A 14,006-nucleotide genomic window follows, 5' to 3' on the forward strand; every position below is an offset into this window, starting at 1 on the left:
GGCTCTTGAAGCGCCCCCAAAAACAACGAATGCGGTACATCAGGCACGACGAAGTGAAGGGCTTTACAGTTTCTGTGTGGCTGAGTGTGGTTTCGACAAGCCCACTCTTGGTCCTCCAACAAAAACGCCATTCATGGTGAGTGGCGCTTTTGTTTGTTCGTGGTTACTTTTCCAGCACGACCAGCGATTTGCCTTTCTGCACGATGTGCGCCGCCGGTTCCGATGCTTCACACATCGCTAATGTGTTTCGCCAAATGGACAACACCCGCAGGGATAAACATAACCTGTTCGACTTCAATCCATCGCTGGGCTGTCCAATGTGGCGGCTACTTGATGAGATGGCGATGCGCCTTCAAGCAGAGCATCCACCACCGCACGCGCCACCTCCACCGAATGCAGCATGCCCCAAAACAGTGCCCGTTCCACTGGGTTGGTATGCAGGCTGATCTCATCGCCATTGAGTTCCGCTGTTTCAAGCAATCGCGAAACATAGGTCAGCGCATCCTGTGCAGTGATGCCCGGTTGGATGGCAAACAGGGTGGGTTTGTACGGCGCTTCAGGGATCACGGGTTTGGAGCAAGTAAACGCGAGGGTATCGAGCAAGCGTGGCGCGTTTGCCGAACTTGGCTCAGACGCGTTGGATAGGGTATCGGTGACCCTGCGCAGGTACAGGTCCCTATCGTCCATGCTGGAAGCATCGCGCATGGCAGGTGGATCGGGGGTGATTTTCTTTGACATGGTGACGCTCCTTCTTAAGTAAGAACGAAGCTCGTCATCCCACGCTGCAAAACGAAAGGTGGCGAGCCATACACAGGTTTGCAGACCGGTAAGAAGGAACCGGCAGGCCGAAGCCTCCTGCGCACAGCTCGCCATAACGCGAGCACAGAAATACCGCTTTCGCGGCGCTGTGCGCCTTCTTAGAGTCCGAGCTGCAAAACCCGTGTCGCTGAATTTGCAGCGACCGTCGAACTGTAGCTCTGGCGTTTGACGCACACAATATTCTCCCACGCCTGAAGTGAGTGGGAAATATCAGTTTTTTTGGAAGGCTATTTCGCGCCTGAATTGAGCGTGCAGCGTGAGCAGGGACACCTGAAGATCCCATGTTGTGGCGAGCGGGTTTGCGCTAATCCCGATCAGTTATGGCGGTTTTGTAGGCGCAGCCGGTCGACGCTCGATTGCTCGCGATGGGCCTGAGAGCGGCGCATTCACCCAGCAAACGCTGCGTTATCGTTAACGTTCATCGCGAGCAAGCTCACTCCTACAGGGGGCCGTATTCGCTTAGCTGATTGGCGCTGGGGCGTGAAGCGGTTCCAAAAACAATGAGTGGGGTACATCCGGTACGACGAAGTGATAGGTTTGCGGCTGCTGCGTAGCTGAGCGTGGCGGTGCGGCGTTCCGACAAACCCACTCGCCACGTAATAACGACCGAGCAGGGCGTGCTGCACCGCTTGCCAATACTCACGGTAATGGCTTGTTCAGCCTTATGCCTCACTCAGCAGGGGCGAAGGATGCCGGGTGAACCAACGGCTTGCCTGCTCGTAAGCATGCGCCAGTTGCAGCACGGCAAAATCCGCCTGGTGCCGGCCAATGATCTGCAGTCCCATCGGCAGGCCATCTGCGTTGAAGCCGGCTTGGACGCTGGCCACCGGGCAACCGGAAAGCGTGCCCGGTACCACTACTTCCATCCAGCGGTGATAGGTGTCCATGGCCACGCCTTCAATGGCCTTCGGCCAAGGGATGTCCTTGTCGAACGGGAACACCTGAGCGCTCGGCAACAGCAGATAGTCGTAGCGTTCGAAGAGCCTGGAAAGCGCGCGGTACCAGTCACTGCGCACCGCCGAGGCGGCAAACACGTCACTGGCCGAGAGTATCAGGCCATTTTCAACCTCCCAGCAGGCTTCCGGTTTCAGTTGTGCGCGCTTTTGCGGGTCGGCATAGGCGGCCCCCAGCGAGCCGGCGATCCTCCAGTGACGCAAGGTCCTCCAACTGCTCCACAACTGTTGCGGGGCAAACTCGGGCTGTACCGGTTCGACCCGGCAACCTAGGCTTTCGAAGTTGGCAAAGGTCTGCTCGCACAGCGAAAGAATGCCGTTTTCCATCGGCAGGTAGCCATTCAAGTCACCCAGCCAGCCCAGGCGGGTGCCTTTGAAATCCCGCTCCAGCGGCGCGGCGAAAACGCTGCCAGATTCGGCGATGGACAACGGCGCCCGGGCATCGGCACCTGCCTGTACCGACAGCAACAGGGCCGCGTCGCGTACGCTGCGGCCCATGGGGCCTTCGTAGCCCATCTGATCGAAAAACAGATCGGCACTGTCGTCAAACGGCACACGGCCCTGAGATGGGCGGAAGCCGAAGACGTTGTTGAAGGCGGCCGGGTTGCGCAACGAACCCATCATGTCGCTGCCGTCAGCCACCGGCACCAGGTGCATGGCCAGCGCCGCCGCCGCGCCACCGCTACTGCCGCCGGCGGTCTTGCGTGGGTCGAAGGCGCAGGCAGTCGCGCCGAACAACGGATTGTAGCTCTGCGAGCCGAGGCCGAACTCCGGGGTGTTGCTCTTGCCAATGATAATGGCGCCAGCGGCTTTGATCCGCTCGACCATGATCCCATCGCGATCAGGGATAAAGTCCTTGTACAGCGGCGAACCCAAGGTGGTGCGAATGCCCTTGGTCAGCGACAGATCCTTGATCGCATGGGGCAGGCCGTGCATCCAGCCGCGGTATTGACCGCGAGTCAGTTCGTTGTCGCGAAGGTCGGCCTGAGCCAGCAGATCTTCGGGGGCTTGCAGGCTGATCAAGGCATTGACCCGAGGGTTGAAGCGTTCGATATGGGCAAGGTAAGCCTGCATCACTTCCCAGCAGGAAACCTGACGCTGGCGAATGTGTTCGGCGAGGTCATGGGCTTGCAGCAGGACCAGTTCATGGAGGTTGTTGGAAGTCATTGCAACGCACCCTTTCAGACGGCTGGAGAAAAGCCCCATTGTTGTAACGGGGCGACTTCTGTTGCTCTGTGGTGGTCCGATTATCAGTAAGCGATTGCGACAGCGAAACTTCAGATTTAGCATAGCTGCTGTTAAATAAACTAATAGCTGAAGGCGCCCGCCACCATGCCTGATCGCCGTTTGCCACCGCTCAATGCCGTGCGTGCCTTCGATGCGGCGGCCCGCCTGGGCAGCTATGTCGAGGCCTCGAAAGCTCTGCACGTGACCCAGCCCGCCATCGGCCGACATGTAAAGCTGCTGGAGGAATGGTTGGGCACGCAGCTGTTCGAGCGTACCTCCCGAGGGGTCACCCTGACGCTGGCGGGGGAGAAGTATCACCGCAAGATTGCCGCGGCGTTGCAGCTTATGATCGACGCCGGTAAGGAGCTGCGGCCCAAGGAGGCCGAGCGCTGGCTGCGCATCATGGTGGTTCCGGGGTTCGCCAAGCGCTGGCTGATGCCACGCATCGAAGCCGTGCGTCACCTGCGGCCAGGTTTGAAGTTCGCCATCGAGCCCAACTCCACTTTTACTGCCGTGGATGGCAAGAGCGCCGACCTCGGGATCGTCTATGGCATGGACGGGCAATACCCCAACTCACGCGCCAGCCTGATCTGCCCCTGGGTATTCCCGGTCTGTACCCCGGCTTACCTGGCCAGTATCGAGCCCATTGGGCTTCCGGCCGACCTGGTGAAACACCACCTGATTCACGTCGACGACGGTGAGTGGTGGAACCTGTGGTTCCGTGCCAATGGTCTGGATATTCACCTCAACGCCGACATGCTCTACATCAACAACGACCATGCTTTGTCGGTGGCGGAGAGTGGGCAGGGTATTGCCCTGGCCAATGAAGTCCTGGTGCGCGATGAGCTCAAGGCCGGCAAGTTGGTGCGGGCGGTCGACGCCCAGGTGCATCTCGAAAGCTATCGGGTGCTGACACCTTCCGCCGAACTGTCGGCGGACGTGGCGTGGTTTATCGAGTGGTTGCAGACGGAGTTGGAAACAGAGTTTGTTGTTTGAGCGGCAAGCGGCCTCTGTCCACCAGCAAAAAAGCCACTCGGTGTCAGTGGCGTTTTTGTTTCTGCCCGGTTACTTCTCCAACACGACCAGCGGTTTGCCTTTCTGCACGATGTAGGTCGCCAGTTCCGAGGCTTCTCCGTCGCCGATGTTTTTCGCCAGATGTGCCACACCCGCCGGGATAAACAGCGAGTCGCCGGCATGCAGCGTTACTGGCGGTTGACCTTCGAGCTGATACTGCATGGTGCCCTTGATGACGTAGGCGACTTCCACCCCAGGATGCGAATGCTTGGGAGCGGCCACGCCGGCGTCGAAATCAACGCGGGTCTGCAGCACTTCGCGCCCTGAGCTGGCGTCGAGGTCCTTTTTCACCAGATCGGTACGATGGAGCCCGGTCTGCCAGTTTTGCATGACCGGCGCGTCGGCAGGTGCCTTGGTCTCTTGTGCTTGAGAAAAGCTCGAGAAGGCAGCGAGTGCCGCAGCAGCAATGGCAAGGCTGAATAGGCCGACGGTGTTGCGAGGAGTAGGGCGGGGCATCATGTTTCTCCTGTTAGTGCATTGGGGCCGCAAATCCGGCAGCCCCATTCAGAGGCCGCCGTGTATCGCGTACATGTCGAGCAGGCCATGGATTTGTATGCGAAGTTGGCTGCGGCCGGCGGGGATACAATCGAATACAAAGCCGTCCGGGCTATAGAGCACTGAGTGGGCCGGATATCAGCTACGCACCCGACTCAGATACTCAAACAACTTGGCCGCCTCCGGGGCCAACTGCGCCGCATCCTTGACCCCGACGAACAAGGTGCGCCGCGCCCAGTCATCGCTCAAATCCACCGCCATCAGCCGGGTCCCGAGCAATTCGCTACGGACGGCCTGCAACGGCAGGATCCCGATCCCCAAGCCGGCTTCGATCATGCGACAGATACCGTCGAAGCTGCTGACCTGAATACGCACCTTGAGGACCTTGCCCGCACTCACGGCCGCATCGGTGATCCGGCTCAGCAGCGAGCTGCCCTGATTGAGCGCCACGTAGTCGAAGCCGAGCGTATCGCTGAAGGAAACACTGCGCTCATGGGCCAGTTCATGGCCGACGGGCACCAGCAGCACCAGGCGGTCGTCACTGTAGGGCCGGGTGTGCAGCCCTTCGGCGGGTACGTTATCGGCAAAAATACCGATATCGGCACGCCCATTTTCCACGGCCTGGATGATCGGTTCGCTGAGGGCTTCTTCCAGCCCGATGCGCACGTGGGGGTTGTCGCGCAGGAACCGCGCCAGGTCATCCGGCAGGAATTGGACCACGGCCGAGGTGTTGGCGAACAGCCGTACATGCCCGCGCACACCGACCGCGTAATCACTGGCATCGGAGGCCATACGGTTCACACCTTCAAGAATGGTCCTGGCGTGCTCGACCATCCCTTGTCCCGCCGCCGTCAGTTCGAGTCCCCGCGGCAACCGAATGAACAACGGACACTGGGTCGTACGCTCCAGCTCGGCCAGGCGCTTGCTGGCCGCCGAAACCGTCATGTTGGCCTTGTCGGCGGCACGGGTCAGGTTGCCGGACTCGGCGGCGAAGATCAGCAGGCGCAAGGACAACAGGTCGAAATGCAGGGGATTGATCATCAAAGAGGTCCGAGGCTTTCCAGTTTGGAAAGGATAGTGGCGGAATTTGAAATTTTCATCTGTTCAATTTGTGCCGATGATTCCTGCCACCAGTACTCGACAGGCACGGGAAACGTCATGGAATTACCTCTGCAAGGTGTCAAGGTCCTAGAGCTCGGGCAACTGATTGCCGGGCCCTTTGCGGCCAAAATGCTCGGTGAGTTTGGCGCCGATGTGATCAAGATCGAGCCGCCCGTCACCGGTGACCCATTGCGTAAATGGCGCTTGCTGCACGACGGGACCTCCGTCTGGTGGGCCGCTCAGTCACGTAACAAACGCTCGCTGACCCTGGATTTACGCCAGGCCGAGGCGCAGCAGGTGGTCCGCCAGCTGGTCAGCGATGCCGATGTGCTGATCGAGAATTTCCGTCCGGGGACCCTGGAAAGCTGGGGGCTGGGTTGGGACACGCTGCACACATTGAATCCCCGGCTGATCATGCTCCGGGTTTCCGGCTACGGTCAGACCGGGCCTTACCGTGACCGTCCCGGCTTCGGCGTGATCGGCGAGGCCATGGGCGGGCTGCGCCATCTCTCCGGCGAGCCTGGACGTACGCCGGTCAGGGTCGGCGTTTCCATTGGCGACTCGTTGTCGGCCTTGCACGGGGTGATCGGGATTCTGCTGGCCCTGCGTCACCGCGAGCAGAACGGCGGGCAAGGGCAGCAGATCGATGTGGCGCTGTACGAGTCTGTGTTCAACATGATGGAAAGCCTGCTGCCCGAATATTCGGTGTTCAACGCCATTCGTGAACCCGCCGGCAGCAGCTTGCCGGGTATCGCCCCGACCAATGCCTATCGTTGCCGCGACGGTGGTTTTGCCTTGATCGCCGGCAATGGTGACAGCATCTACCAACGCCTGATGGAGGTGATCGGTCGCCGTGACCTGGCGAACGACCCTGACCTCGCGCAGAACGATGGCCGCGTGTTGCAGGTCGAGCGTATCGATGCCGCGATTGCCCAGTGGACGGCGCGGCTGGCGCTCGACGAAGTGTTGTCGATCCTGACCGAGGCGCGCATCCCCGCCGGCAAGATCTACAACGCCGCCGACATCGCCCAGGACCCGCATTACCGGGCGCGAGACATGCTGCTCGACAGCCAGCTGGACGACGGCACTGCCGTGACCTTACCCGGCATCGTGCCCAAGCTCGGTAGCACGCCCGGCCGCGTGGTGCGCCCGGCACCGACCCTGGGCCAGCATACCGCCGAGATTCTGGGCGAGCTGGGTATCGACCCTGCGCAGCAGGCCGACTGGCGCCAGCGCGGCATTATCTGAACCGAGGACTATTCATGAAACGTCTTTTCCTGCAGGAAGTCGCCACCCGTGACGGCTTCCAGAACGAAGCACGGTTTATCGAAACCGCCGACAAGATCGCCCTGATCGACCGCCTCAGCCAGTGTGGTTTTGCCAAGATCGAGGTCACCTCGTTCACCTCGCCCAAGGCCATTACCGCGCTGCGCGACGCCGAAGCGGTGATGCACGGCATCCGCCGCAATCCGGCGGTGGAATATACCGTGCTGGTGCCCAATGTGCGCGGCGCCGAACGGGCCCTGGCGTGCAATATCGATGAAGCCAATCTGGTGATGTCGGTCAGCGAACCCCACAACCGCTCCAACCTGCGCATGAGCCGCGAGCAGTCGTTTGCCCAGCTCAGCGAAGTGTTCCGGGTGATCGGCCAGGGGCCGGTGGCGACCAATGTGTCGTTGTCGACGGTCTTCGGCTGCCCGATGCAGGGCGATGTCCCGATGGGCGAGGTGCTGCATTGGGTCGAGCGCTTTGCCGAACTGGGCGCCCGTGGCGTGACCTTGTGCGACACCACCGGCATGGCCTACCCGAGCCAGGTCGAGGCGCTGTCCCGGGCGGTGCGTGAGCGTTTTCCGGCGCTGCAACTGACCCTGCATTTCCACAATACCCGTGGCATGGCCCTGGCCAACGCCCTGGCCGCCATCGACGCCGGTATCGATCGTTTCGACGCCGCCCTCGGTGGCCTCGGCGGTTGTCCTTATGCGCCGGGGGCCAGCGGCAATGTCTGTACCGAAGACCTGCTGCACATGCTGCAGTTGATGGGCTTCGACACCGGGGTCGACCTGGACCGTGTGCTGGCGGCTGCCGCGCAGTTGCCGGGTCTGGTCGGCCATGAGATTCCCAGCCAGATCCTCAAGGCCGGCAAACGCCTGGACCTGCACCCGATTCCCGCCCATGTCGCCAGCCTGGAAAAACAGGTGCTGTCGACCCGAACCCAGGAGCTGCAACCATGATCGACCATCTTGACCACCTGGTGCTGACCACCATCGACCCTGTGGCCGCCGAGGATTTCTATGTGCGGGTCATGGGCATGCAGGTGCAGACCTTCGCCGGCGGGCGCAAGGCGTTCGCCTTCGGCCAGCAGAAAATCAACCTGCATGTGCGCGGTCACGAGTTCGAGCCCAAGGCGCACCTGCCAGTACCGGGGGCGCTGGACCTGTGTTTTATCGCCTCTATCTCCCTGGATCAGGTAATCGCCCACCTGGTCAGTGTCGATTGGCCGATCATCGAAGGCCCGGTGTTGCGCACCGGGGCCACGGGACCGATCCGTTCGGTGTATGTACGTGATCCGGACCTGAACCTGATCGAGATTTCCGAACCCGTCCGGCCGGAGCGTGCAGCATGAGGGTGGTGTTTCTCGACAGTGCCAGCCTGCCGCTGGGTATTGCGCGCCCGGCCTGGGTCACGGACTGGCAGGACCGTTCCGACACTTCGCCCGAACAGGTGGTGAGCGCTGCCCGCCAGGCCGATGTGCTGATTACCAACAAGGTGCGCATCGGCCGAGCCGAACTTGAACAGCTGCCTGAGCTGCGCTTTATCTGCGTCGCGGCCACCGGTTACGACTGTATCGACCTGGTGGCCTGCCGTGATTTTGCCGTGGCGGTGTGCAATGTCCCGGCCTACTCGGCGCAAAGCGTCGCCGAGTCGGTGATCGCCTCGATCTTCGCCTTGCGCCGACAGTTGTTCGCCTACCAGGCCGCCGCGCTGCGGGGCTGGTCGAGTTCGCGGCATTTCTGCGTCCATCGTGCGCCGATCCGGGATGTGCAGGGCAGTGTACTGGGGATCATCGGCAAAGGCGGCATTGGCCAGGCCACGGCGCGTCTGGCCAGCGCCCTGGGCATGCAACTGCTGTATGCCGAACACCGTGGCGTGATCCCGGTGCGCAAGGGCTACCAGGCCTTTGAAACGGTGCTGGCGCAAAGCGATGTGATCTCGTTGCACTGTCCGTTGACCGAGCACACCCGCCACCTGATCGGTGCCGCGGAACTGGCGCAAATGAAACCCGGTGCCGTGCTGATCAATACCGCCCGCGGGCCTTTGGTGGATGAACACGCGGTGCTCGCGGCACTCGACAGTGGCCGCCTCGGCGGCGCAGCCCTCGATGTGCTGAGCCAGGAGCCGCCGGCGGCCGACCACCCCTTGCTCACGGGCCGCCATGCCAACCTGATCGTCACCCCCCATGTCGCCTGGGCCAGCCAGAGCAGCCTGCAACGCCTGGCCGACGGCATCCTCGGCAACCTGCACGGCTACTACTCGGGGAAGCTGATCAACCGCGTGTCGTAACGGCTTCACCCCACAACAAGAAGGTCGACCCATGACAACAATAACAATAGGAAAACCGCGCCCTTCACGGTTGCGCGGCGTGCTCCGCCACCTGTATGTGCAGGTGCTGCTGGCGATTGTGCTAGGCATTCTCTTCGGGCATTTCTACCCTGGCCTCGGTGAAGAAATGAAGCCGTTGGGCGACACCTTTATCAAACTGATCAAGATGCTGATTGCGCCGATCATCTTCTGCACGGTGGTCAGCGGCATTGCCAGTATGCAGAGCCTCAAGCGCATCGGCCGGGTCGGCTTCAAGTCGTTGCTGTACTTCGAAGTGCTGACCACCCTGGCGTTGGTCGTGGGGCTGGTCGGGGTCAACCTGATGCAGCCCGGCGCGGGCATGCATATCAACCCGGCGAGCCTTGATGCCCATGCCGTCGACGGCTACAGCAAGCTGGCCCATGAACAGAGCGTGGTGGGCTTTCTCACCCATATCGTGCCCGGCACCGTGTTCGGCGCTTTTGCCGAGGGCGATATTCTCCAGGTGTTGTTCATTTCCATCCTGTTCGCCTTCGCCTTGCAACTGCTCGGTAGCGCCGGCAAGCCGCTGCTGGAGCTGATCGATCTGGTGGCCCAGGCATTCTTCCGCATGGTTCGGATCGTGATATATGTCTCGCCGCTGGGGGCCTTTGGCGGTATGGCGTTTACGATTGGCAAGTACGGCGTCGGCTCCCTCGGGGCCTATGGCAACCTGCTGATCTGCTACTACGTGACGGCGCTGTTTTTTGTCCTGGTGGTGCTCAACCTGGTGGCGCGGCTGGCGGGCTTCAGCCTGTGGCAGTTTCTCAAGTACATCCGCGATGAGTTGTTTCTGGTACTGGGCACCTCCTCTTCGGAGTCGGCGTTGCCGCGCTTGATGGGCAAGCTCGAACGCCTCGGCTGCGAGAAATCGGTGGTGGGGCTGGTGGTGCCCTCGGGCTACTGTTTCAATCTCGATGGCAGTTGCATCAACATGACGGTACTGGCGATTTTTATCGCCCAGGCGCTGGATATCCCCCTCGACCTCTGGCACCAGGTCACCTTGTTGTTCATCCTGCTGCTCACCTCCAAGGGCGCGGCCAGTATCACCGGCGGGGCGTTTATTACCCTGGCGGCTACCCTCGGCAGCCTGGATGTCATTCCGGCGGCGGGGCTGGTGCTGGTACTGGGGGTCTACCGGTTTATTTCCGAGGGCGGGGCGTTGATCAATGTGATCGGCAACGGTGTCGCCACGCTGTTTATTGCCAAGTGGGAAGGGGCGCTGGACGAAGAGCAACTGGCGGCCGAGTTGCACAAGGGGTGTGCCCGAGAGCCGGAGGTGCAGCCCTGAACGAGTTGTCGCAAGACAACCCCAAGACCGCTCAGTCCACGAAAACTGAGCGGTGTTGGGTTTCTGAAGCGGCTTGCGAGGCGGCTGCACTGAGTACAAAGGTGCCGAACCTGAGGGTGTCGGCCAGTCGCTCCAGGGTGAGTGCGAACAGATCCGCCAGGCACGGCAGGTTGAAATGCGCTTCCATGGTCGCCAGCGCGTTCCAATAGCCGGTCATGATCCAGACGTGAGGACGTGAAGAGCAGCGGGTCAGGCTGTACGACGTGCACCCGGAAAGGTCCTGCAAGGTTTCAACCAATGCGCTCAGTCGCGCTTGCAGGGGCCCTGAACGACTGTCGAGGGTATGGATTTCAACGGTACTGATGGCAACGAGGTGCATGGGATTCACCTGGGTCGGGGGTGGATAGGCTTGTGCGTTCAATAGGATCACCCACACGATACTCAGCCCCCGACTGGACGTCATTGCGAAATATCGCCACACTATTTTTCAAAACGGCCAAATGTTCGTTCAGTATCCGAGGTGCACTTTCCTTGATGCAGATTTCATTCGACTGCCTGGCGGGCTCGCGGGAGGTCGATCAGGTTCCCCGTCCCGTCTATGCCTTGAACGCCTCTCTGGTTTCCGAAGGCTGGGAGCATGCCAAGCACCAGCACCGCAAGGCGCAGTTGCTGTATTCGGTGCGCGGCATCCTCAATTGCGAGGTCGAGGACGGGGTCTGGATCGTGCCGCCGCAATGTGCGGTGTGGATACCGGGCGGCATGTTGCATGCGTCTCGCAGTTCCGGCGAAACGGAGTGCTACTGCCTGTTCATCGAACCTGAGGCCGTCGACAATCTTCCCAAGTTCTGTTGCACCATCGCGGTCTCGCCGCTGCTGCGAGAGCTGATTCTTCGCACGGCAAGTCTTCCTCAACTGTATGCCGAGCAGGGGCGCGACGCCCGCTTGGTCGCGACGTTGCTCGACGAGTTGTGCGCGGCGCCGGTAGAAGACCTGCGCCTGGCCATGCCTCGGGACCGGCGGCTACGGCAACTGGCACAGCGGTTGTTGGCCGAGCCTTCGGCCAAGGTCCCGATGAGTGAATGGGCCACGCGTATCGGCATGAGCGAGCGCAGCATGAGCCGGCTGTTGTTGCAGGAAACCGGCGTGAGCTTCGGTCGCTGGCGCCGGCAGTTGCACATCATCCTTTCTCTGCGTCGCCTGACCCAAGGCGAAAGCGTGCAATCGGTGGCCCTGGACCTGGGCTACGAAAGCTCCAGCGGTTTTGTCACCATGTTCCGCAAGGCGGTCGGCAAGCCACCGGCGCGCTACCTGCTGGAGCGCGTGACCAGCAGCGCGCGGGAAGGGGACTTTGCCAAGGTGCCGGGTATCGTGCTGGGCGCTGATACCTGAGCATCGGTACTACGACGGACAATTTATCGATATTCGCACTTTTATAAAGCGTTATGGGGGACGGTGCGCGCCAGTCTGTGGCAGCAGCGTTGGCGTTCGTCGCTCTCCAGTCACGTGTCTCGACTATCAATAGCGATTGACGCCCCTCGCGCTGGATGCTGGCACAGAGCCTGCAAGGCCTGTATCAGGTTCATCTGGAGTGTATTCCTGTGGACAGGCTCTTCGGTCAATGGCGATCGATAGGTCGAGCAGGGAATGGGCGACATCGCTGAATCAGGTATGGACCTGGTTTCAACACCGAAAAAGAACAGGCAACGGCGCCTGGAACCGCAAGGTTTCAGGCTTTTTTTTTGCATTTTTGACTACGAATAATGTCAGAGGCCTTAATCGGGGAGTATTGGATATGGCCAAGTTAAGCACTGCACAACGTATCGTCATCGGCTTTGCCATTGCGCCGTTGGTACTGACGGGCCTGGTGCTGTATGCCTTGCATGATCTGGCAACGCTCAAGGACCAGTCCATGGTGATCGTCAAGCAGGACTGGCCGAAGATCGATCCGATCATGGTGGTTGCCACCGGTGTGCGGGACAACGCCAGGAACACCCGGGACCTGCTGCTCGACAAGGACAACCAGCAAGCCCAGCAGTCCATCGACAGCACCAAGAAACGTATCAGCCAGGCCCTTGAAACCCTCGAACCCTTGCTTGATTCACCGCAAGGCAAAGCCGCCTATGCCACCCTGAAAAAGCATCGCGAGGCTTATGTTGCTGCGTTCACCCAGGTGCAGGTGTTGATCAAGCAAGGCGCGCCGGATGCCGCGATGGCGCAGCTCAAGCAGCAAGTCATCCCCGCCGAACAGCAGGTCTATCAAAGCCTCGACGCCCTGATGGCGCTGCAAGGGCAGATCTTTATCGATCGTGAAAAGTCGGCAGAGGCGCTGTACAGCGATGCGCGCCGGAACATGCTGGGCTTGTTTGTGCTCTGCCTGGTCTCGGTCAGCGCCGCAGCGATCATCGTCACCCGCAGTGTTACCCGGCCCCTGGGTGGCGAACCCGATGCCGCTGCGCGGGTGCTGAGTCAGATTGCCCAGGGTGATCTGACGATTCACGTGCCGGTGAAGGCCAATGCTGAAGGGAGCGTGATGATGAACATGCACCAGATGCAGCAAAATCTGAACAGCATGGTCAAGCGCATCGCGGCATCGGTCGATCAGGTGGCCGGTTCGTCCGAACAACTGAGCGCGGTCAGCAGCCAGACCCGTGGCAGCTTGCAGTTGCAGGGCCAGGAAATCGAGCAGGCTGCGGCGGCGGTCAATCAGATGACCGCCGCTGTCGATGAGGTCGCCCGCAATGCCGTCAGCACCAGCGAGGCGTCGAGGATTTCCGAGCAAACCGCCCAGCGCGGCCGTGAGCAGGTCCAGGAAACGGTAGCCTCGATCGGGGCGCTGGCCGACGGCATGACCGATACCTCACAGCGTATCGAGCAGTTGGCTGGGCGCGTGCAGGACATCAGCACGGTGCTGGACGTGATTCGCAGCATCGCCGAGCAGACCAATCTGCTGGCCCTCAACGCGGCGATTGAAGCGGCCCGCGCCGGTGATGCCGGACGTGGTTTTGCGGTGGTTGCCGATGAGGTGCGGGCGTTGGCCCATCGCACTCAGGTCTCGACCCGGGAAATCGAGCAGATGATTGGCAATGTGCGCCAGGATACCGGGCAGGCGGTGAGCGCCATGCACAGCAGCAGTCAGTTGGTGCAGGCGACCCTGGAAGTCGCGCAACGCTCCGGTGAAGCACTGGAGGAGATCACCCGGTCGATCTCGCAGATCAACGAACGCAACCTGATGATCGCCAGCGCCACCGAGGAGCAGGCCTTGGTCGCACGTGAGGTGGATCGCAATCTGGTGGGCATTCGTAATCTGTCCGAGCAGGTTTCGCAGGGGGCGCAACAGACTCATACGGCAGGTCTGGAGTTGGCACAGATGGCCGGGACCCTGCACCAGACCGTGGCGCGCTTTAAAATCTAGGCCCCCTGGGCTGGAA

The 14,006-nt window shown here is 61.1% G+C and carries 13 protein-coding genes; 8 read left to right on the forward strand and 5 right to left on the reverse strand.

Annotated elements, in window-relative coordinates:
• Nucleotides 1–294 precede the first annotated feature (294 nt).
• Together HX866_RS06460 and HX866_RS06465 are read right to left on the reverse strand one after the other, a co-directional pair.
• Nucleotides 295–738 (reverse strand): hypothetical protein, encoded by a 444-nt coding sequence (locus tag HX866_RS06460; RefSeq protein WP_177138585.1) that lies wholly within the window; start codon nucleotides 736–738, stop codon nucleotides 295–297.
• Nucleotides 739–1,481: 743 nt separating this feature from the next.
• Nucleotides 1,482–2,939 (reverse strand): amidase, encoded by a 1,458-nt coding sequence (locus HX866_RS06465; protein ID WP_177138587.1) that lies wholly within the window; start codon nucleotides 2,937–2,939, stop codon nucleotides 1,482–1,484.
• Between the two features lie 165 nt (nucleotides 2,940–3,104).
• Here HX866_RS06465 and HX866_RS06470 point away from each other — a divergent pair, with 165 nt between their 5' ends.
• Nucleotides 3,105–3,995, forward strand: a complete 891-nt coding sequence (locus tag HX866_RS06470; protein ID WP_177138589.1) for a LysR substrate-binding domain-containing protein — start codon at nucleotides 3,105–3,107, stop codon at nucleotides 3,993–3,995.
• Nucleotides 3,996–4,064: 69 nt separating this feature from the next.
• On the opposite strand, the gene HX866_RS06475 is transcribed toward HX866_RS06470, so the two are convergent.
• Together HX866_RS06475 and HX866_RS06480 are read right to left on the reverse strand one after the other, a co-directional pair.
• Nucleotides 4,065–4,529, reverse strand: coding sequence for a cupin domain-containing protein (locus HX866_RS06475; protein ID WP_177138590.1), 465 nt, complete (start codon nucleotides 4,527–4,529; stop codon nucleotides 4,065–4,067).
• Between the two features lie 177 nt (nucleotides 4,530–4,706).
• Entirely contained in the window at nucleotides 4,707–5,609 is a 903-nt protein-coding gene (locus tag HX866_RS06480) for a LysR family transcriptional regulator (protein ID WP_177102286.1), read from the reverse strand.
• A 117-nt stretch (nucleotides 5,610–5,726) separates the two neighbouring features.
• Here HX866_RS06480 and HX866_RS06485 point away from each other — a divergent pair, with 117 nt between their 5' ends.
• Genes HX866_RS06485 through HX866_RS06505 form a run of 5 tightly spaced genes read left to right on the forward strand, consistent with a single transcriptional unit; the run spans nucleotide 5,727 to nucleotide 10,578 of the window.
• Nucleotides 5,727–6,917, forward strand: coding sequence for a CaiB/BaiF CoA transferase family protein (locus tag HX866_RS06485; RefSeq protein WP_177138592.1), 1,191 nt, complete (start codon nucleotides 5,727–5,729; stop codon nucleotides 6,915–6,917).
• Nucleotides 6,918–6,931: 14 nt separating this feature from the next.
• The gene (locus HX866_RS06490) at nucleotides 6,932–7,900 is read left to right on the forward strand and encodes a hydroxymethylglutaryl-CoA lyase (protein WP_177091966.1); all 969 of its coding nucleotides are present in this window, start codon (nucleotides 6,932–6,934) and stop codon (nucleotides 7,898–7,900) included.
• Nucleotides 7,897–8,292 carry a VOC family protein gene (locus HX866_RS06495; RefSeq protein ID WP_177138594.1) on the forward strand — a complete coding sequence of 132 codons (396 nt, stop codon included), beginning with the start codon at nucleotides 7,897–7,899 and terminating at the stop codon, nucleotides 8,290–8,292. The genes HX866_RS06490 and HX866_RS06495 overlap by 4 nt, the downstream gene beginning before the upstream one ends.
• Complete coding sequence (locus tag HX866_RS06500) at nucleotides 8,289–9,230, forward strand: D-2-hydroxyacid dehydrogenase (RefSeq protein ID WP_177125890.1); 942 nt, start codon at nucleotides 8,289–8,291, stop codon at nucleotides 9,228–9,230. Before HX866_RS06495 ends, HX866_RS06500 begins: the two co-directional genes overlap by 4 nt.
• Before the next feature lie 31 nt (nucleotides 9,231–9,261).
• On the forward strand, nucleotides 9,262–10,578 hold the full coding sequence (locus HX866_RS06505) for a dicarboxylate/amino acid:cation symporter (protein ID WP_177138596.1): 1,317 nt from the start codon (nucleotides 9,262–9,264) through the stop codon (nucleotides 10,576–10,578).
• Between the two features lie 31 nt (nucleotides 10,579–10,609).
• Here HX866_RS06505 and HX866_RS06510 read toward each other — a convergent pair whose 3' ends face one another.
• Nucleotides 10,610–10,957, reverse strand: a complete 348-nt coding sequence (locus HX866_RS06510; protein WP_177138598.1) for an antibiotic biosynthesis monooxygenase — start codon at nucleotides 10,955–10,957, stop codon at nucleotides 10,610–10,612.
• 155 nt (nucleotides 10,958–11,112) lie between these two features.
• On the opposite strand from HX866_RS06510, the gene HX866_RS06515 reads away from it, so the two are divergent.
• Entirely contained in the window at nucleotides 11,113–11,967 is an 855-nt protein-coding gene (locus tag HX866_RS06515) for an AraC family transcriptional regulator (RefSeq protein ID WP_177091971.1), read from the forward strand.
• 403 nt (nucleotides 11,968–12,370) lie between these two features.
• Nucleotides 12,371–13,990: a methyl-accepting chemotaxis protein gene (locus HX866_RS06520; protein WP_177091972.1), complete on the forward strand. Its 1,620-nt coding sequence runs from the start codon at nucleotides 12,371–12,373 to the stop codon at nucleotides 13,988–13,990.
• Nucleotides 13,991–14,006 lie beyond the last annotated feature (16 nt).

The sequence above is a fragment of the Pseudomonas gingeri genome, from assembly GCF_013386165.1.
GTDB lineage: Bacteria > Pseudomonadota > Gammaproteobacteria > Pseudomonadales > Pseudomonadaceae > Aquipseudomonas > Aquipseudomonas gingeri_C.

Excerpts from the sequence above, each read along its gene's own strand:
- HX866_RS06460 (WP_177138585.1), bottom strand. The coding sequence starts at position 738 with ATGTCAAAGAAAATCACCCCCGATCCACCTGCCATGCGCGATGCTTCC.
- HX866_RS06465 (WP_177138587.1), bottom strand. The coding sequence starts at position 2,939 with ATGACTTCCAACAACCTCCATGAACTGGTCCTGCTGCAAGCCCATGAC.
- HX866_RS06470 (WP_177138589.1), top strand. The coding sequence starts at position 3,105 with ATGCCTGATCGCCGTTTGCCACCGCTCAATGCCGTGCGTGCCTTCGAT.
- HX866_RS06475 (WP_177138590.1), bottom strand. The coding sequence starts at position 4,529 with ATGCCCCGCCCTACTCCTCGCAACACCGTCGGCCTATTCAGCCTTGCC.
- HX866_RS06480 (WP_177102286.1), bottom strand. The coding sequence starts at position 5,609 with ATGATCAATCCCCTGCATTTCGACCTGTTGTCCTTGCGCCTGCTGATC.
- HX866_RS06485 (WP_177138592.1), top strand. The coding sequence starts at position 5,727 with ATGGAATTACCTCTGCAAGGTGTCAAGGTCCTAGAGCTCGGGCAACTG.
- HX866_RS06490 (WP_177091966.1), top strand. The coding sequence starts at position 6,932 with ATGAAACGTCTTTTCCTGCAGGAAGTCGCCACCCGTGACGGCTTCCAG.
- HX866_RS06495 (WP_177138594.1), top strand. The coding sequence starts at position 7,897 with ATGATCGACCATCTTGACCACCTGGTGCTGACCACCATCGACCCTGTG.
- HX866_RS06500 (WP_177125890.1), top strand. The coding sequence starts at position 8,289 with ATGAGGGTGGTGTTTCTCGACAGTGCCAGCCTGCCGCTGGGTATTGCG.
- HX866_RS06505 (WP_177138596.1), top strand. The coding sequence starts at position 9,262 with ATGACAACAATAACAATAGGAAAACCGCGCCCTTCACGGTTGCGCGGC.
- HX866_RS06510 (WP_177138598.1), bottom strand. The coding sequence starts at position 10,957 with ATGCACCTCGTTGCCATCAGTACCGTTGAAATCCATACCCTCGACAGT.
- HX866_RS06515 (WP_177091971.1), top strand. The coding sequence starts at position 11,113 with ATGCAGATTTCATTCGACTGCCTGGCGGGCTCGCGGGAGGTCGATCAG.
- HX866_RS06520 (WP_177091972.1), top strand. The coding sequence starts at position 12,371 with ATGGCCAAGTTAAGCACTGCACAACGTATCGTCATCGGCTTTGCCATT.